At 60.8% G+C, this 18212-nt stretch carries 16 protein-coding genes; 6 read left to right on the forward strand and 10 right to left on the reverse strand.

From position 1 onward, the window contains the following. Window positions 1-20: 20 nt before the first annotated feature. Window positions 21-908, reverse strand: coding sequence for a methylisocitrate lyase (gene prpB, locus RTH74_RS10955; RefSeq protein ID WP_316914655.1), 888 nt, complete (start codon window positions 906-908; stop codon window positions 21-23). Continuing rightward, a complete protein-coding gene (locus tag RTH74_RS10960; protein ID WP_316914656.1) occupies window positions 905-1627 on the reverse strand; it encodes a GntR family transcriptional regulator in 723 nt (240 codons plus the stop codon). The genes prpB and RTH74_RS10960 overlap by 4 nt, the downstream gene beginning before the upstream one ends. Window positions 1628-1931: 304 nt before the next feature. Between RTH74_RS10960 and RTH74_RS10965 the strand changes: the two genes are divergently transcribed. Genes RTH74_RS10965 through RTH74_RS10975 form a run of 3 tightly spaced genes read left to right on the forward strand, consistent with a single transcriptional unit; the run spans window position 1932 to window position 4988 of the window. Next, a complete protein-coding gene (locus RTH74_RS10965; protein WP_099524292.1) occupies window positions 1932-2465 on the forward strand; it encodes an ATP-dependent zinc protease in 534 nt (177 codons plus the stop codon). Between the two features lie 5 nt (window positions 2466-2470). Next, window positions 2471-3997, forward strand: coding sequence for an inactive transglutaminase family protein (locus RTH74_RS10970; protein WP_316914657.1), 1527 nt, complete (start codon window positions 2471-2473; stop codon window positions 3995-3997). Window positions 3998-4001: 4 nt separating this feature from the next. After that, a complete protein-coding gene (locus tag RTH74_RS10975; RefSeq protein ID WP_099524298.1) occupies window positions 4002-4988 on the forward strand; it encodes an alpha-L-glutamate ligase-like protein in 987 nt (328 codons plus the stop codon). Between the two features lie 111 nt (window positions 4989-5099). Here RTH74_RS10975 and RTH74_RS10980 read toward each other — a convergent pair whose 3' ends face one another. Further along, window positions 5100-7823, reverse strand: a complete 2724-nt coding sequence (locus RTH74_RS10980; RefSeq protein ID WP_316914658.1) for a LuxR C-terminal-related transcriptional regulator — start codon at window positions 7821-7823, stop codon at window positions 5100-5102. Further along, entirely contained in the window at window positions 7820-10534 is a 2715-nt protein-coding gene (locus tag RTH74_RS10985; RefSeq protein ID WP_316914659.1) for a LuxR C-terminal-related transcriptional regulator, read from the reverse strand. Before RTH74_RS10985 ends, RTH74_RS10980 begins: the two co-directional genes overlap by 4 nt. 164 nt (window positions 10535-10698) lie before the next feature. On the opposite strand from RTH74_RS10985, the gene pabB reads away from it, so the two are divergent. Then, the gene (gene pabB, locus RTH74_RS10990; RefSeq protein WP_316914660.1) at window positions 10699-12057 is read left to right on the forward strand and encodes an aminodeoxychorismate synthase component I; all 1359 of its coding nucleotides are present in this window, start codon (window positions 10699-10701) and stop codon (window positions 12055-12057) included. 52 nt (window positions 12058-12109) lie between these two features. Here pabB and thrH read toward each other — a convergent pair whose 3' ends face one another. Then, complete coding sequence (gene thrH, locus RTH74_RS10995) at window positions 12110-12727, reverse strand: bifunctional phosphoserine phosphatase/homoserine phosphotransferase ThrH (RefSeq protein ID WP_316914661.1); 618 nt, start codon at window positions 12725-12727, stop codon at window positions 12110-12112. A gap of 175 nt (window positions 12728-12902) precedes the next feature. Here thrH and RTH74_RS11000 point away from each other — a divergent pair, with 175 nt between their 5' ends. Further along, on the forward strand, window positions 12903-13523 hold the full coding sequence (locus RTH74_RS11000; protein ID WP_179544796.1) for a phosphoadenosine phosphosulfate reductase family protein: 621 nt from the start codon (window positions 12903-12905) through the stop codon (window positions 13521-13523). A 63-nt stretch (window positions 13524-13586) separates the two neighbouring features. On the opposite strand, the gene cysB is transcribed toward RTH74_RS11000, so the two are convergent. The 5 genes from cysB to RTH74_RS11025 form a co-directional block, all read right to left on the reverse strand. Further along, window positions 13587-14561 carry an HTH-type transcriptional regulator CysB gene (gene cysB, locus RTH74_RS11005; RefSeq protein WP_037003999.1) on the reverse strand — a complete coding sequence of 325 codons (975 nt, stop codon included), beginning with the start codon at window positions 14559-14561 and terminating at the stop codon, window positions 13587-13589. Between the two features lie 249 nt (window positions 14562-14810). After that, window positions 14811-15311 (reverse strand): universal stress protein, encoded by a 501-nt coding sequence (locus RTH74_RS11010; protein WP_106732374.1) that lies wholly within the window; start codon window positions 15309-15311, stop codon window positions 14811-14813. Between the two features lie 123 nt (window positions 15312-15434). Then, a complete protein-coding gene (locus RTH74_RS11015) occupies window positions 15435-16340 on the reverse strand; it encodes a 5'-nucleotidase (protein ID WP_106732375.1) in 906 nt (301 codons plus the stop codon). A gap of 2 nt (window positions 16341-16342) precedes the next feature. Further along, window positions 16343-17299, reverse strand: coding sequence for a putative 2-dehydropantoate 2-reductase (locus tag RTH74_RS11020; RefSeq protein ID WP_316914662.1), 957 nt, complete (start codon window positions 17297-17299; stop codon window positions 16343-16345). Beyond that, window positions 17299-17685: a thioredoxin gene (locus RTH74_RS11025; protein WP_316914663.1), complete on the reverse strand. Its 387-nt coding sequence runs from the start codon at window positions 17683-17685 to the stop codon at window positions 17299-17301. Before RTH74_RS11025 ends, RTH74_RS11020 begins: the two co-directional genes overlap by 1 nt. On the opposite strand from RTH74_RS11025, the gene RTH74_RS11030 reads away from it, so the two are divergent. Further along, window positions 17684-18097, forward strand: a complete 414-nt coding sequence (locus RTH74_RS11030) for a PilZ domain-containing protein (RefSeq protein WP_099524323.1) — start codon at window positions 17684-17686, stop codon at window positions 18095-18097. The genes RTH74_RS11025 and RTH74_RS11030 overlap by 2 nt on opposite strands. The last annotated feature ends 115 nt before the right edge of the window (window positions 18098-18212 follow it).

An 18212-nucleotide genomic window follows, 5' to 3' on the forward strand; every position in this document is an offset into this window, starting at 1 on the left:
TAAAGCCCACCCTACCCTGATTACTTCTTGCCGGCGGCGAACAGCGCGTCGAGCTTCTGCTCGAAGGCGTGGTAGCCGATGCGGTCGTAGAGTTCGGCGCGGGTCTGCATCAGCTCGATCACATCCTTCTGGTGGCCGTTCTGGCGAATCGAGGTGTAGACACTTTCCGCCGCCTTGTTCGCCGCGCGGAAGGCCGACAACGGGTAGAGCTGGATGGCGACGCCGACCGAGGCCAGTTCGTCGCGGGTGAACAGCGGCGTGGCGCCAAATTCGGTGATATTGGCCAGCACCGGCACATTCAGCTCTTTGACGAAACGTGCATAGGTCGGCAGGTCGTAAGCCGCCTCGGCGAAGATTGCATCGGCGCCGGCCTCGACATAGCGCAGGCACCGTTCGATGGCGACGTCGACACCTTCAGCCTGGATGGCGTCAGTACGGGCGATGAGGAAGAAGTCAGGATCGGTCTTGGCATCAGCGGCAGCTTTCACGCGGTCGCACATTTCCTCGCAGGAGACGATCTCCTTGCCCGGACGGTGGCCACAGCGCTTGGCGCCGACCTGATCCTCGATATGCGCGGCGGCGGCGCCGGCCTTGATCAGGTTCTTGATGGTGCGCTCGATATTGAAAGCCGACGGACCGAAACCGGTGTCGACATCCACCAGCAGCGGCAGATCGCAAACATCGGTGATACGGCGTACGTCGGTGAGCACGTCATCCAGGGTGTTGATGCCCAGATCCGGCAGCCCCAGGGAGCCGGCCGCGACACCACCACCAGACAGGTAGATGGCACGAAAGCCTGCGCGCTTGGCCAGCAGTGCGTGGTTGGCGTTGATCGCGCCGATCACCTGCAGCGGTTGCTCTTCGGCGAGGGCCTGGCGGAAGCGCTGGCCGGCAGAAAGCTGGGTCATGAATCACCTCGGGTCTTGGATGAAGTGGCGAGCGTCTCTCTATAGTGACGCTCGATATTGCGTTTGGAGGCGCCGATATGGCGGCGCATCAACAGTTCGGCCAGTTCGCCGTCACGGCCTTCGATGGCATCGAGAATGCGGTGGTGTTCGGCGAAGGCCTGGTGTGGCCGGTTGGGTGTGGCGGAGAACTGCAGGCGGTACATGCGCACCAGCTGATAGAGCTCGTCGCACAGCAGCTTGGCCAGGGTGCGGTTGCCGCTGCCCTGGATAATCCGGTAGTGGAAGTCGAAGTCGCCTTCCTGCTGGTAATAGCCGACACCGGCCTTGAACGCGGCGTCCTGCTCGTGCAGCTCAAGCACCCGGCGCAATTCATCGATCTCGTGCTGAGTCATGCGCTCGGCGGCCAGGCGGCAGGCCATGCCTTCCAAGGACTCGCGAATTTCGTAGAGCTCGATCAGTTCGTCATGACTGAGCGATACCACCCGCGCGCCCACATGCGGGACGCGCACCAGCAGCTTCTGCCCTTCCAGACGGTGGATGGCCTCGCGCAACGGACCACGACTGATGCCATAGGTGCGCGCCAGCTCAGGCTCGGAAATCTTGCTACCCGGGGCGATCTCGCCCTTGACGATGGCAGCCTGGATCAAGCGGAAAACATGTTCGGAAAGTGTTTCCGAATCCACCTGGGGCGCTGTAGGCACTTCGGACTCGAGCAGCATGATTGTCGACACCACAGAGATACAATGACCATGAAATTACGTCAAAAAGCCATAAAGGTCAAAGCAGACCAAAGTATTGTCGACAATGTTTCCAGCCAAACCAGGCGAGCGAGCCGCGACCTTACTTGCAGAAAGCTACATAAGCGTCTGTCGGCACGGAAAATCTCCATGTTAGAATCCGCACATTCATGCCCGGCTATCGCCTTTTGCCATGGCTGCTAGACTTCATGGCAGGCCGTTGTATGGCAGGATGCCGCCAGACGCTGCCCTTCACCTGCCCCTGGCAATACCCTCTCAAGGACACATGAGACTGAAACCCTTCTCCTTACTGATCTGCCTGCTGACCTTGTGCCCGGCTCTGGCCATGGGCAAGTCAATCTATGGTCTGAACGAATATATCCACGTAGAAGAACTGGACCTGCAGGTAGCCGCCAAACTCGATACCGGCGCAAAAACCGCGTCCTTGAGCGCCCGTGACATCAAGCGTTTCAAACGCGACGGAGAAACCTGGGTGCGTTTCGTGCTGGCCATCGATGATGCCCATGAGCGCACCATCGAGCGTCCACTATCACGTATCAGCAAGATCAAACGCCGTGCTGGCGACTTCGATCCCGATGAAGGCAAGACCTACACGGCACGCCCGGTAATCGACCTTGAATTGTGCATGGGCAAGACCCTGCGCACGATCGAAGTGAACTTGACCGACCGAAGCGCATTCCAATACCCGCTTCTGATCGGCTCCGAAGCGCTCAAGCATTTCGAAGCCATGGTCGATCCAAGCCTTAAATATGCAGCTGGCAAACCCAACTGCACCGATGACGCAACCCCTGGCGAGTAATTCCCATGCGCTCTCTGAACCTACATCTGAAAGTCCTGATCACCCTGCTGGTGGCCTTGGGCGTTCTGATTACGGCATACCAAATCTTCATTCTCGGCATTCCGGTGACCGAGGACGAGACCGACGATCTGTGGAACATCGATGCCAGGGTCGAATTCCAGGCGACGCCGCGTGAGCCGGTGAAACTGCAGATGTTCGTGCCGCCGCTGAACCAGGATTACGTAAGCCTCAACGAGAGCTTCATCTCCAACAACTACGGTGTCAGCGTCAACCGTGTCGACGGCAACCGCCGCGTCACCTGGTCGGCCCGTCGCGCCAGCGGCAAACAAACCCTCTATTACCGTCTGGTACTGACCAAGCGTTACAGCGGTGAGCAGACACCTGCAAAAGGTCCGATCTTCCGCGACAGCATCCCGGTCGAAGGCCCTGAGAAGATTGCGGCCGAAGCCCTGCTGGCTCCGATTCGCCAGCACTCGGCGGACGTCGAGACCTTCATCAGCGAGACCATCAAGCGCGTCAACAACGCCAATGACGATAACGTCAAGCTGCTGCTTGGCGGCGATGCCTCCACCGTCAACAAGGCCAAGGTCGTCGAGCTGCTGCTGTCCATCGCTCACGTGCCGATGGAACGCGTGCACACCATTCGCCTGCAAGCCGAAGTCGCTCAATCGCCAGAACTGTGGCTGCGCAGCTTCAACGGCCAGAAGTGGTTGTACTTCAACCCCGAATCCGGTGAGCAAGGCCTGCCGGCCGACCGCCTGGTCTGGTGGATCGGCGATGGCGATCTGGTCAGCCTCGAAGGTGGCCGTCAAGCCGCCGTCAGCTTCAGCCTGAACAACAGCGAGATGAATGCCATCCGCCTGGCCAAGCTGACTGACGAGAACACCGACGCCAGCTTCCTCGAATACTCGCTATACGGCCTGCCGCTGCAGACTCAGCAGACGTTCATGATCATGGTGATGATCCCGATCGGCGTGCTGGTCATTCTGATCCTGCGCAACCTCGGCGGCCTGCAGACCCTGGGTACCTTCACCCCGGTACTGATCGCCCTCGCTTTCCGCGAAACCCAACTGGGCTTCGGTATCTTCCTGTTCACGGTGATTACTGCGCTCGGCCTGTCGCTACGCTCCTACCTGGAACATCTGAAGCTGCAGATGCTGCCGCGCCTGTCGGTAGTACTGACCTTCGTCGTGGTACTGATCGCCGCCATCAGCCTGTTCAGCCACAAGCTGGGTCTCGAACGCGGTCTGTCGGTTGCGCTGTTCCCGATGGTGATTCTGACCATGACCATCGAACGCCTGTCGATCACCTGGGAAGAACGTGGCGGTAGCCATGCCTTCAAGGTCGCCATTGGCACGCTGTTCGCCGCTACTATCGCGCACCTGCTGATGAGCGTGCCCGAGCTGGTGTACTTCGTGTTCACCTTCCCGGCGATCCTGCTGATTCTGGTGGGCTTCATGCTGGCGATGGGTCGCTACCGCGGTTATCGCCTGACCGAACTGTTCCGTTTCAAAGCCTTCCTCAAGGACTAAGACCATGTTCGGCCTGATCAAGACGTGGAAGGCCCTTGAAGCCAAAGGCATCATGGGCATCAACCGACGCAACGCGGACTACGTGCTGAAGTACAACAAACGGCACCTGTACCCGATCGTCGACGACAAGATCATCACCAAGGAGCGGGCCATCGAGGCCGGCATCGATGTGCCGGAAATGTACGGCGTCATCGAGACCGAGAAGGACATCGACAAGCTCGATCAGATCATTGCCGGGCGCAATGACTTCGTGATCAAGCCGGCGCAAGGCGCAGGCGGTGATGGCATCACCGTTATCGCCGACCGCTTCGAGGATCGTTTCAAGACGGTATCCGGCAAGATCGTCAGCCACGAGGAGCTGGAGCAGCAGATCTCCAGCATCCTCTCCGGGTTGTATTCGCTCGGTGGTCACCGTGACCGTGCGCTGATCGAATACCGGGTCACCCCGGACACCATCTTCAAGAGCATCAGCTACGAAGGCGTGCCGGACATCCGCATCATCGTGCTGATGGGCTACCCGGTGATGGCCATGCTGCGCCTGCCGACACGTCAGTCCAATGGCAAGGCCAACCTGCACCAGGGCGCCATTGGTGTCGGTGTCGATCTGGCCACTGGCATCACCCTGCGTGGTACCTGGCTGAACAACAAGATCAGCAAGCACCCGGACACCACCAACGCAGTGGACGGCGTGCAACTGCCTAACTGGGACGGCTTCATGAAGCTCGCCGCCGGCTGCTATGAGTTGTGCGGCCTGGGTTACATCGGTGTGGACATGGTGCTGGATCAGGACAAGGGCCCGCTGATTCTCGAGCTCAACGCCCGCCCCGGGTTGAACATCCAGATCGCCAACGACTGCGGCCTGACCCACCGCGCCCATGCCGTGGAAGCGCGCCTGGAAGAGCTGAAAGCCAAAGGCATTCAGGAAGACGCCGAAGAGCGCGTACGCTTCTCCCAGGAGCTGTTCGGCCACATCGTCAGCAAGGAAGTCTGACCAGCTAGCACCGCGAGGTGCAGCCGGGTCGCCCAGACCCGGCTGCACTTCGCGACTCGCTCAATAGTCTGTCGCCAACACGAACACCTCGCCTCTACTTGCCCGCTTTCCTCACGCCTCGCTCAGCAGCCCCATACTCTTGCCCTTGAGTACGGCTTGCGTGCGACTGCGTACGCCCAACCGGGAAAACAGGTTATGCAGATGCCATTTGATGGTGGCTTCAGACAAGTGCACCGCCTCGGCAATATCGCGATTCGACAGCCCCGCTGCCACGAGCCGCAATATCTCCCGCTCGCGATGACTCACCCCCTGATTTTCCTCGAGACTGTCAGGATCGATAGCTAACCTGCGGCACTGCTCGCGTAGCATTTCGGCAATGCCCTGCCAGGCCGCGGCTTGCTCGGGCTCGGCGCGGCTCCAGGCATTCCAGAGCGGCAGCAGCCACAAGGCGTCGTCCTGAAACAAGCGGCGATAACCACATTGCCAGGCCTCTTCGAGAGTCGCCTGCAACAGCACGAAGGCTTTTTCGCCATTACCTTTGCGCCAGTAAGCCACTGACAGGAGCAGGCTCAGGTGCAGGCGTCGATCCCGCTGGTGGTCTGCCCCCTGTTTGGCCAGACATTCCTCCAGGCTGGTTTGGGCTCTCTCTACCCAGTGTTCGCTCAGTGCCAAGCGCGCCTGGCTCAGCGTCAACGCCGTATGCGCATCGCCATAGCGCTCGATGGGCAGTACAGCGAGATGACGCTCCAGCTGCAGATAAACACGCTGCGCCTCATTGGGTCGGCGCAACCACAGCAGGAACTGCACCTTGCACCCCATGGCGATGGCGAATACCCGCTCGTAGCCAGGCCCTTGTAAACCGCTCAACCACTCATCAAGCTCCTCCAGCCCCTGCTCCCCTGCACCGGCGAAGAAACGCGCGCGCGCCATGACCAGTTTGCCGCGGCTGATCAGTTCCACCGGCGTGGCGACATCACGCCAGGTAGTGGCCAGTGGAAGCTCGGCGAGAATCGCAGCGTGGCGATCCTGTTCGTAAAGCAGGTCGGCATAAGCCAGCCCCAGCGGGCCGCCAACTCGACTGCGCCGCCCAAACACTTGCACGACTCTTGCCCGCGCAGCTTCGGCCAGGGAGCCACCGCGCTCGAGTTCGCCGTATTCCTTGCAGATCAGCGCCTCGATCAAGCTGGCCATCACATGCAGGTATTCGCTGTCGCAATCACGCAGACTCTCACGCGCCACGGCGATGGCCTTGGCGGCCTCGCCGAATTCGCCGAGCAATGCGAACGCTGCAGCCTGCACGCAGGCCAGGCTGGCGCGAAATACCGGCTGGTTCTGCGGTACCAGCGCCAGCCAATGGCCGGCGACCTTGAGGCAGGCGTCGAGTTTGTCCTGATAAAGCAACACCAATGCCTTGAGCACCTGAGCAGCAGCCAGCAGCTCGATCAGGCCGAAATGCATGCCCTTGCCACGCCCCTGCGTCAGGCGCGCGCTAACGTCCTCGATCAACGCCTCGGACTCGGCGAACTTCTGCTCGAAAGCCAATTGCCAGGCATAGAAGATCTGGAACACCGGCTGCTCGGTGATCACCAGCGACGGGACTTCCTTGAGAATGGCGAGGATGCCGTATACCCGGTTGCCGGCGATCAAGCGCGCGCCCTGGCGTTCCAGCAGCTCGGCGGCGAAGGCGTAATCACGCGCGCGCAACGCGTACTTGATCGATTTGTCAGCCAGGTCATGGCTTTCGCACCATCGCGCCGCCGCGTGCAGCAGGTGAGCCGGGTCGCCACGCTTGGCCAGACGCCCCTGCAGGAACTCGGCGAACAGGTGGTGATAGCGGAACCACTGGCCCTGCTTGTCCAGCTCGATCACGAACAGTTGCTCGCCCTGCAGGCGGCGCAGCATGTCGCCACCGTCATGGCGCCCGGTCAGCGCGTTGCACAACTCGGCGTTGAACTCATCAAGTACCGAAGTCTGGTCGAGAAACAGCTGCACGGCTTCTGGCAGGCTGGCTACCACGTCTTCGGCCAGATAATCGGCGATATTGCGTTCGGTCCCTGACAGCCCGGCGAGAAAGGCCGCGCGGTTTTGCTGACGCGGCAAGGCCAGCGCCGCCAGGTGCAAGGCCGTGATCCATCCTTCCGTACGCGCATACAACTGGTTGATCTCGCTGTCTTCCAGGGCCAGACGCTTGATGCTGCGCAAGTAAGCAGCGGTCTCCGCGCGTGTCAGGCGCAGGTCCTCGGCCTTGAGCCAGAATGCCCAGGCACCGAGCAAAGGCGGCTCGTCGAGAAAGCGTGGCTGATAACGGGTGCTGACTACCAGCCGGACGTGGCTGGGCAGGCGCTCGAGCAGATAGCGCGAGCTCTGACCAAGCGTGGGATGGCGGATGCGGTGGAAGTCATCGAGCATCAGATAGAGGCTCTCCGACAGCCCGTTCAGGTCGTCGAGAAATGCATCGATCGCCGTCTCCAGCGGCCAGCTGATCTCACCCTGCAGCAATGCAGTGGCACTGCTGCCGAAGCCCGGACAAACAGCGGCGACAGCCGCCACCAGATACTGCAGCAACCTCGCCGGCTCGCTGTCGCTGTCGTCGCATGACAGCCAGGCAACTCGCATCCCCAGTGCCTGCAGGCGACTGCGCAGCTGGCTGAGAACGGTGCTCTTGCCAAAGCCGGCGGGTGCACTGAGGACGATCAGGCGCTGCTCACGCGCCTCCATCAATCGCTCGATCAAAACCGAGCGCTCCAGCAGCGGAGCGCCCTCGGCATGGGAGGGATACAGCTTGGTACGCAATAACGGGATAGCGGATTGGCGGGACGGATTCTGGCTGTTCATGATTCGAGTAGGCTCAGCTCACGTGCACGTCGTATGGCTTGGGTGCGATTACGCACCTTGAGCTTTTCGTAGATGTTGTGCAGGTGCCATTTGACGGTACCCAAGGCGAGCGCCAACTGCTGGCCGATCTCTTCGTTGGACATGCCCTTGGCGGCCAGACAGACCACCTCGCGCTCGCGCTCGGTCAACCCCTCCTCCAGCACGTCCAGGGCGTGCTGCGACTCCTGGCCGGGCCAGGCACTCAACAGACTGCGGATGAAAACCTGCAATGCCGGCTGGCGCTCAGTAGACTCCAGCTGTTGCAGCAACTGGCGCACAGCCTCGCCCTCCTCGATGAACAGACTGCGCGCCTCTTCCCGCTCCGCGCCAATCAGGCACTGCACCAGCAAGCTCTGCGCCCGCTCCCGGTAGCCCAGGCGCTGGTAGCTCAGCGCAGCGAGCAGATCCAGACGCAGTTGCCACAGCCTATGCCGGTCATCCTGTAACTGGCTGCGCAACTGGCTGATCTCATGCAGCGCCTCACTGTAATAGCCGCGCGCCTGCTGCAGGCGCACCCGGCTCAAGCCGAGCACCCACGGCACCGGATTGAAATTGCGCTGCGCGTAATACCCTTCCAGCTTGCTCCAATCCACCGACTTCAAACGCTGCTCTGCGCGCTTGCTGCGCTCGGGCGCTGGCTCCTGCAGGATCAATGCAATCTCCTCACCCACGGCCTGCACATAAAAACGCCAGGAATGGTTGCGCGCCGCGAGGTTCTGCATCATCACCAGGGTCGCAGCCGCTTCTTTCGGAGCCCCCTGCTGGCGCTGAACCCGTGCCAGGCAAAGCATCGCCTGGGCGTACAGGTCGATCGGATTAATCACATCGACCGTGGCCAACGCCCAACGCAGCCGATCCTGCAGGCCATCCAGGCGCCCCTGCTGATAGGCGATCAGCGACTCACTGATGGTTGGCAAAACCAGGGCACGGGACTTTTCGCCGAACCAGGGCATCATCCGCGCACGCAACTGCTCGAACAGCAGCTGCGCCTGCTTTACCCGCCCCTGTTCCAGACACAGGAGCACTTCCACATTGGCCAACTGCATATCCAGATAACGGCCTTCGAGAAAGTGGTTGCGCTGTTGCGCCAGCGCCAGCAACTTGCGCGCCTGCTCGGCCTGGCCAAGCATCACGCTGGCCAGGGCGCCAACGGTGAGGATCGCCACCTCGAGAAACGCAGTGTGCTGCCCCAGCTGCGCCTCGATGCGCCGCGCCAGATCGACACAGGTATCCAGGTCATCTTTCTGCAAGGCAATCACCGCCTTGATCGTCAGGGTCGCCAGCACCTTGTCACTCAATGGTCCGCTCGCGCGCGACTCGGCCCAACGTTCCAGCAGCTCATCGAGCATGCGATTGGCCTCTTTCAGGCCCAGCTCGGCCGCACGGGTCCAGACATCGGCCAGCACCAGCACCGGAAAGCGCGCAGCGATTTCGTCCGGCACATGCTGTCGCCACTTGTAGATGAGGTTGAGCTGGCCGCGATTGATCAGCTCCAGGCCACAGCCGTCGAGCAGCGCGGCGAGCATCTCGGCGTCTTCGGCCAAGCAGGCGTGCTCGATGGCCAGGTTCTGCATATGGTGGTTGGTGAACCACAGGCTGGCATTGAAATGCAGTTGTTTGAAACGCTCCGGATCGCGGTCCTTGAGCCGACTGCGGAGAAACTCGGCGAACAGATTATGGAAGCGATACCACTGGCGCTCACGATCCATGGGCAGGAGAAACAGTTGCATGGCCTCCAGCTCTTCCAGCAGTTGCTGGCCATCCTGACGCGCGGTCAGGGCATTGACCAGATCGCCGCTGAGCTGCTGTGCCACCCCGAGCGCCAACAACTGCTCCTGCCGCTCGACAGGTAACTGCTCGAACACCGAGCGCAGCAAGTAGTCACCTAGCACATTCTTGTCTGCGCCCAGTTCGGCCAGGCGCTCAGTCGGTTGCGGGTGGTTATGCAGCCACAGGCTGACCAGATGCACTCCCACCACCCAGCCCTCGGTATGACGGTGAAGCGCATCGAGCACCTGAGGATCGAGACGCAGGCCGCTGCGCTTCAGATAAGCACGCATCTCTTCGGCATTGAGCCTCAGCTCGTCACTACCCAGCTCCAGCAACAACCCCTTGGCGCGTAACGTGGCGAGACCCAGAGCGGGTTGCGAACGGCTGCCGATGGCCAGGGTGAAATTCGGCGGCGCCAACTTGACCAGACGATTGAGTGCGCGGAGAAGCTCGCCATCCTGAATCAGGTGCAGGTCATCGAGCACCAGGAGCAACGGTTCCGATCGCTGCGACAGGTCTACCAGCAGGCTTTCCATCACCGCCTCGACAGGCACGCGCATGGTGTTGCGCAGGTAGCCCAGGGCGTAATCACCCAGCCCGGGCAATGCACGTCCCAAGGCGCCGATCAGTTGCTGGAAGAAACGTACCGGCTCGTCATCAGCAGAGCTCAAGGATAGCCACGCAACAGCGCTGCCGGCCTGACGACGCTGCTCGAGCAGCATCGCCAACGCCGTAGTCTTGCCAAAGCCAGCAGGCGCGCAAAACAGTACCAGGCGGGCGTGGGAATGGGCCGAAAGCGCGGCATCCACCTGCGGTCTTGCCAGATAGTCCGCGGATGCCTGAGGCGGTGACAGCTTTGAACGCAGCAGGCTTCCAGCGGCTGGAGCAATCACTACATCCATGGCCTGGACCCTTTCATTCATTATTATTTTGGTACGACAGTTCAACATCCTGGCACGACTCCATACTAATCAGCCGAGCCTACCGGAGCAAACCTGACCGAAGCTCTAGGATGAATATTAGCGGCGGACTACAATCGCTCTTTCATCCCTTTCGACTGCCACGCATGCCCAGTTGCTCTTTGCACCCTCTTCCCTACCGCACCGATCCCAGCGACTACTTCCAGCGCATTCGCCAGGCCCCCGGTGCCGTACTACTGGATGCCGGGCGACCGAGTGCCAAGCGTGGACGCTATGACCTTATGAGCGCCTGGCCATTGGCAGAACTGGCGCCCATGTCCGACGAATCGGCCAACGATTTTCTGCAACGCCTGCGAGACGCATTACAGAGCCTCGGGGCCGCCGAAGCACCCGCGCAACAGGAGCTGCCATTCGTCGGTGGCTTGATCGGTTACCTGTCTTATGACTTCGGCCGCCGCCTGGAAGTGCTACCCGAGCACAGCGTCGATGATCTCGACCTTGAAGATGCGCGCTTCGGACTCTATGCCTGGGCGCTGATCAGCGATCATCAGCTGGAGACCAGCGCCCTGCTGTTTCACCCGGCACTGCCAGAGGCAGAGCGCCAGCGCCTGCAAACGCTGTTCGAAGCGGCGCATAGTGAAGCGCTTGCACCCTTCCACCTGACCCAGCCGTTCCAGGCCGATATCGACCAGCACCGTTATCGCCAGGCGATCGATCGCATCCAGAGCTACATCCTCGCTGGCGATTGCTATCAGGTGAACTTCGCCCAGCGCTTTCAGGCGCCCTGCGCAGGCGACCCCTGGGGCGCTTACCTGGCACTGCGCCAGGCCTGCCCAACACCTTTCTCGGGATTCCAGAGTCTGGGCAATGGTGATGCCATTCTCAGCCTGTCGCCCGAGCGCTTTCTCAAGGTCAGCGACGGCCTGGTGGAAACCCGCCCGATCAAAGGCACGCGGCGCCGCGGCCATGACGCTGAGGACGATCAGGCGCAGGCACAGGAGCTGCTGGAAAGCCGCAAGGATCGCGCCGAGAACCTGATGATCGTCGACCTGCTGCGCAACGATCTCGGCCGCAGTTGCCGCATCGGTTCGGTGAAAGTGCCGGAGCTGTTCGCCCTGGAGAGCTATCCCAACGTGCATCACCTGGTCAGTTGCGTCACCGCCGAGCTTGCACCTGGCAAGGATGCGCTGGACCTGATCGCCTGCAGCTTCCCGGGCGGCTCCATCACCGGCGCACCGAAGATCCGCGCCATGCAGATCATCGATGAGCTCGAGCCGACCCGGCGCGGGCTCTACTGCGGCTCGCTCCTGTATCTCGACGTGCGCGGCGAGATGGACAGTTCCATTGCCATTCGCAGCCTGCTGGTCAAGGACGGCAAGATCAGCTGCTGGGGCGGTGGTGGCATCGTCGCCGACTCCAACTGGCAGGCCGAGTATCAGGAGTCCATCACCAAGGTGAAGGTGCTGCTGGAAACGCTGGAGCGCCTGCCAGCCACAACCGAATAAGTACCCCAAATGAAAAACGCCGCGATTTTGCGGCGTTTTTCATGCATCGGTGTTACGGACTCAGCTTGCGATTCGACGCCTTGAGGAACTCTTGCTTGAGCGCCTCGAAGGTGTGCACGGCAGGGAATTGCGGGAACTCGCGAATCACGTTTTCCGGCGCATGGAACAGGATGCCGGCATGGGCTTCGCTGAGCATGGTGGTGTCGTTGTACGAGTCACCGGCCGCGATCACGCGATAGTAGAGGCTCTTGAAGGCGAGAACAGATTGGCGTTTGGGATCCTTCTGGCGCAGTTGGTAGCTGACCACACGATCGGTCTCGTCGGTGATCAGACGGTGGCACAACAGCGTCGGGAAACCCAGCTGACGCATCAGCGGCTGGGAGAACTCATAGAAGGTGTCCGAGAGAATCACCACCTGGAAACGCTCACGCAGCCAGTCGACGAACTCCACGGCGCCATCGAGCGGCTTCAGGGTAGCGATGACGTCCTGGATGTCTTTGAGCTTCAGGCCGTGCTCATCGAGAATGCGCAGGCGCTGCTGCATCAGCACGTCATAATCGGGGATGTCGCGGGTGGTCGCCTTGAGCGACTCGATGCCGGTTTTTTCCGCAAAGGCGATCCAGATTTCCGGAACCAGAACACCTTCCAGGTCGAGACACGCGATTTCCACAGGCCACTCCTCGGTTGAGCCAAAAAGGAGCCGGCACTCTAGCCGCTGGGCTTGGTTGGCGCAATGCGACCTGCTTATAACTGGAATGAAGCACATCAAGCGTCTTAGTTATTTAGCCGCATAACCTGCCTTTGCTACCATCGCGCCCTCACGCACACGATCTGGAGTCCTCACCATGGAACTCGACCTGGACGCGCTCAACGCCGAATTCGGCAACCAGCCAGAAAAGCTGGTTCAATGGGCCATCGGACTGGGCAAACCCGCCATCTGCACCACCAACTTCCGTCCCTTCGAAGCGGTGATCCTGCATATGGTCAGCCAGGTCAAACCGGATATCCCGGTAGTCTGGATGGACAGTGGCTACAACACCGAGGCCACCTACCGCTTCGCCGATGAAGTGGCCCGCAAGCTCAACCTCAACCTCATCACCTACCTGCCCAAGCGTTCGCGTGCGCATCGCGAAGCCATCGACGGTCCGGTACCTGCACTGGATGATCCGCGTCACGCAGCGTTCACCGAAGAGGTGAAGCTCGAGCCGTTCGCCCGCGCCCTACGCGAGACCGCTCCGAGCGTCTGGTTCACCGCCCTGCGTGCGACCGACACCGCAGTGCGCGCTCAGATGGACCCGATCAGCATCAACCCGGACGGTCTGATCAAGGTTGCTCCGTTGCTGCACTGGTCGTCCAAGGATCTGTATCAGTACCTGGTCGCCCATGACCTGCCGAACGAATTCGATTACTTCGACCCGACCAAGGGCGAGGACAATCGCGAGTGCGGCCTGCACCTGAGCCACTGATCACGCTCGTGCAGAAAAGAAAATGGCGCCCATCGGGCGCCATTTTTCGTTTCAGAGCAGGCTTCAGTGCATCGGCAGTTCGACGCCGCTGAACAACTCTTCCAGCTCGGACTTGTTGTGGCACTGCACGGCTTTGGCCAGCATGTCGCGGGTCAGGTGCGGGGCGAAACGCTCGATGAAATCGCACATGAAGCCACGCAGGAAGGTACCGCGACGGAAACCGATCTTGGTCACGCTGGGCTCGAACAGGTCATCGGCATCGAGCACCACCAGGTCTGGATCGAGCTTGGCGTCGACAGCCATCTTGGCCACGATGCCCACCCCCAGGTTCAGGCGCACATAGGTTTTGATCACGTCAGCATCTGCTGCGGTGAACACCACCTTCGGCGTCAGGCCACGATGACTGAACGCCTCGTCCAGTTTAGAACGGCCGGTGAAGCCGAATACGTAGGTGACGATGGGGTGCTCGGCCAGCGCCTCGAGGGTCAGCTTTGGCAGCTTGGTCAGCGGGTGCCCCTGCGGCACCACCACGCAGCGGTTCCAGCGGTAGCAAGGCATCATGATCAGGTCGTTGAACATCTCCAGGCCTTCGGTGGCGATGGCGAAATCCACGCTGCCGTCGGCCGCCATCTCGGCGATCTGCGTTGGCGTACCCTGGTGCATATGCAGAGCGACATCCGGGTATTGCTTGATGAACGCGCTGATCACCGGCGGCAGGGCATAACGCGCCTGGGTGTGGGTGGTGGCGATGGACAGGGTGCCCTTCTTCTCGTTGGAGAACTCCTGGGCAATCTGCTTGATGCTCTCGACCTTGCGCAGAATCTCGCCGGCCGTCGTGATGATGCGCTCCCCGGCTGGGGTCACGCGGGTCAGGTGCTTGCCGCTGCGGGCGAAAACTTCCACGCCCAGCTCATCCTCGAGCAAGCGAATCTGCTTGCTGATCCCTGGTTGCGAGGTGTACAGGCTCTGAGCGGTAGCCGATACGTTGAGGTCGTGGTGCGCAACTTCCCAGATGTAGCGCAATTGCTGAAGCTTCATATGTTTCCCTCAGAGCAGTAACAAGTCGTTGAAAACTACCTGCGTTGCCATTGCTGCGTTAAAAACAGGCTCGGAATGCTCATTTACAACTCGTAAACTCCGCGTCCTCGCCTGTTTTCGCCTTGCACTGGCTGCCTCGCCTACGTTTTTCAACGGCCTGGTAAGGCAGGCCAACAGCCGCCAATGCCGTATATAACCATATTATTGGTTTAATAGAACAGCCTAGAACGTTTTATTATTTACCCCTTTTTACAAATCTCCATGCCCACGGTGTTGCAGCATGGGCACCAGATACACCGGTGCTTCCGACAATTGCACGATCCGTGCTGCGGTGCGACCCAGCGGCACGGCCAAGTCCGCACCATGGCTATGACTGCCTACGACCAGCAGATCCACCCCAAGTTTCTGCGCCTCCTCGAGAATCATCGCCGGCGGGTCCCCTTGCAGCACCCGCACGGCACGAATCAGTTCGAGATCCTGCTGAGCATCACCCAACTCGTCGCGAAATCCCTCCAGCACGCGCTGCTCGATGCTGGCCATGACCGTGCTCAACCCATTGCGACGAAGCTCCCCGAGGGTTTCTTCATCCAGGTAGGTCTGTAGCACGGACTCAGCGAACAACCCCATGGGTTCAACCGCATGCACCACATACAGATCAGCCTTGAAGCTACGGCTCATGGCAAGGGCGTGCTGCAGCACATAGGAAGCATAAAGCCCCAGATCGGTGGCATAGAGTATCGAACGGATCACACGGCCTCCTCGACTGCTGGCGCAGGCCCTTTATTGAGCTTAGCAGCGCATCAGACAAAGCAAGATTGGCAGCGTTATTTAGGACGAATGGCTATATGCAGGCGCTTGAGCGCCAGCATCGGCTCAGGGCAACAACTCGTTGCTCACCCCATGCGGGACATGACCAGTGGCAACCACTTGGCGCGCCTTTTCGCAGTGTCCTGTCTGGTCATCGAAGAACACGTCGGCGGCGAAGGCTTCGAGCACCGCCGATTTGTCCAGCCCACCGAGGAAGAAGGATTCGTCCAGACGAATATTCCATTCCCGCAGGGTGCGAATCACCCGCTCATGCGCCGGCGCCGAACGTGCGGTGACCAACGCGGTACGGATCGGGCAGTCTGCCTCGGGGAATTCCTGCTGCAGGCTGTGCAGAGCAGCCAGGAAAGGTTTGAAAGGCCCGCCCAGCAGCGCCTGCCTTGCGGCTTCGCGCTCATGATCCTGGAAGGCGTTGAGACCGCCACTCTGGTAGACGCGCTCGGAGTCGTCGGAGAACAGTACGGCGTCGCCATCGAAGGCGATGCGCAGTTCGTTGCTGTTCGCCCGCCGCGCGCCACCGGAAAGCAGCGTGGCTGCGCCGAAACCGGCCTTCAGTGCATTGCGCACATCGTCGGCATGAGTAGACAGAAACAGATGACAGCCAAAGGCTGCCAGATATGGGTCGGGGCTACGGCCACCCACGAAGGCGGCGCGGGATATGCCGAGCCCGTAGTGCTGGATCGAGTTGAACGCGCGTAGCCCGGTATCGGCACTGTTGCGCGACACCAGGATGACTTCCACGCGCTGCTCGCTGAGACGCGTGTTGAGCCCCAGCAGCTTCTCCACCAGGGGAAAGGCATCGCCCGGCATCAGCACTTCGTCTTCATGCTCGATCTGATAGCGGCGATAGGCTTCCACACCCTCGCTTTCGTAGATCTGGTGGCTTTCGCTCAGATCGAAAAGCGCCCGCGAAGAGATCGCCAGCACCAGTTTGTCCCCCAGCCCCTTACCCATACTTAGGCCTCCTGGCGAGCCTGAATGAACCGCAGCGCCTGATACAGAGCGCGCACCTTGGGCATATCGAAACCCACTGCGTCCGCAGCCGCCAGTGGCGCCTCGTAGATGGCATGCAGTTCCGCCACGCGGCCCTGGGCGAAATCGTGGTACATGCTCGGCAGGTAATCAGGCATGCGCTGAGTGGCGGCCAGCAATTTGTCTGCGTAGCTGTCCGGCATGCTGTAGCCCAGCGCCTGAGCCGCCTGCACCACCTCCTGCATCATGCCAGCGATCAACGCGCGACTATCGGGATTGCCCATCAGGCGCTGCGTGTCGGCATCGAGCAACACCGACAGGCCGTTATAAGGGATATTCCACACCAGCTTCTGCCAGCGCGTTTGCGCCAGATCGCGCATCGCCGCGGAATCCAGGCCAGTACTGCGCAGCAGGCTGGCGCCCTCCTCGGCCAGCGCCAGGCGCGCTTCGTCGTCGGCCAGAGGGCCCGAGTGATAGGCCAGGTTGATCGCCCCCAGCGCCTGATGTTCGATCACGCCCGGGGCACTACGATGAACGCAGATGTAGCAGAGCCCGCCTAGCAGATGCAGGTCGTCGGGCAACAGCGGGCGCAGCTCATCTTCCACTGCCAGGCCATTTTGCAGCAGTACCACCTTGGCGCCTGGCGCTGCTGCCTTGGCAATCAGCGGCGCCAGCTCGGCATTGGCGGTGGTCTTGGTGCCCACCAGTAACCAGTCGCAGGGCGGCATCTCGTCGACATGCTGGTAGGCCTGTACCGGGGCCAGGTTCAGTGCACCATGTACCGCACTGTTCAACTGCAGGCCTCGCTCGACCACCGCGCCATACTCGCTGCGCAAGAGAAAGTGCACGTCATGGCCAGCGCGAGCCAGCATCGTTCCGTAGAAACCGCCAATGGCACCGGTGCCGATAATGCCAATACGCGGCGTGGGGGATTGAGACATCAGGGAAGCTCCTCAGCCGGGCGAAGCAAGGCCTCGCCCAAGGCGGTAACCAGATCGGAATGGGTAAGACGTGTGTGCAGTGCGCCAAAGAAATGACCGTCCTTGATCAGAAACAGCGCCGGCAAGTGGAATACCTCGTAGCGCGTCACCAATCCGGCGTTATGCCCTGCATCGACCCAGCACAGTCGCTCTATTGGCAGCGGCATGCCAGGCAAGGCCTGACGTGCCCAGCGGCAGCTGGCACAGCCCGTGCTTGTGAACACCAGCAGCGACGCACCGGGAAGGTCGAGCAGGCGGCGATCAGCATCCAGATCGGTCAATTCCAATTGCATCGCTATACTGAACTCACTGATGTCAGTTTGCCTGCATTGAAGGTCGGTGTTCATGCGTAAGTTTCTGCGTCATCCAAGCGACATGCCGGTAGAACTGGTACTGCGCAAACAAGCCTGCATTCCCCGGCAACGGCTGAACAATATCAGCCTCGGCGGCGTCGCGTGCAACTCGTCGCGGGGCTTTCGTCGCGGTACCTCGGTGGAGCTACGTATTCCCCTACTAGGCGACCAGGCCCGCTATCCCGGCGTTGTGGCCTGGTGTCGGCGACAGGAGGGCGATTATCTGGTGGGCATCGCCTTCATCGATGAAGACACCTTGTTTCGTGCGCGCATGGTCGAGCAGGTTTGCCAGATCCAGCATTACCGACAACAACTCGAACATGAGTCGGGCCAGCCCATGGCCATCGAGCAATGCGCTCAGGACTGGATCGCCAAGCATGCTGCGGAGTTTCCCTATCTCGCCTGAATAAACCCTCTAAAGGAGCAAAACGCCACCTCATACTGCCAATCTATGAGGCTCATTGAACTTCACGCCCATTGTCGCGCAGCCCCGTACGCGCTAAGGTTCGGCTCCCCCTGCA

The organism is Pseudomonas sp. zfem001 (assembly GCF_032621725.1).
GTDB lineage: Bacteria > Pseudomonadota > Gammaproteobacteria > Pseudomonadales > Pseudomonadaceae > Aquipseudomonas > Aquipseudomonas sediminis.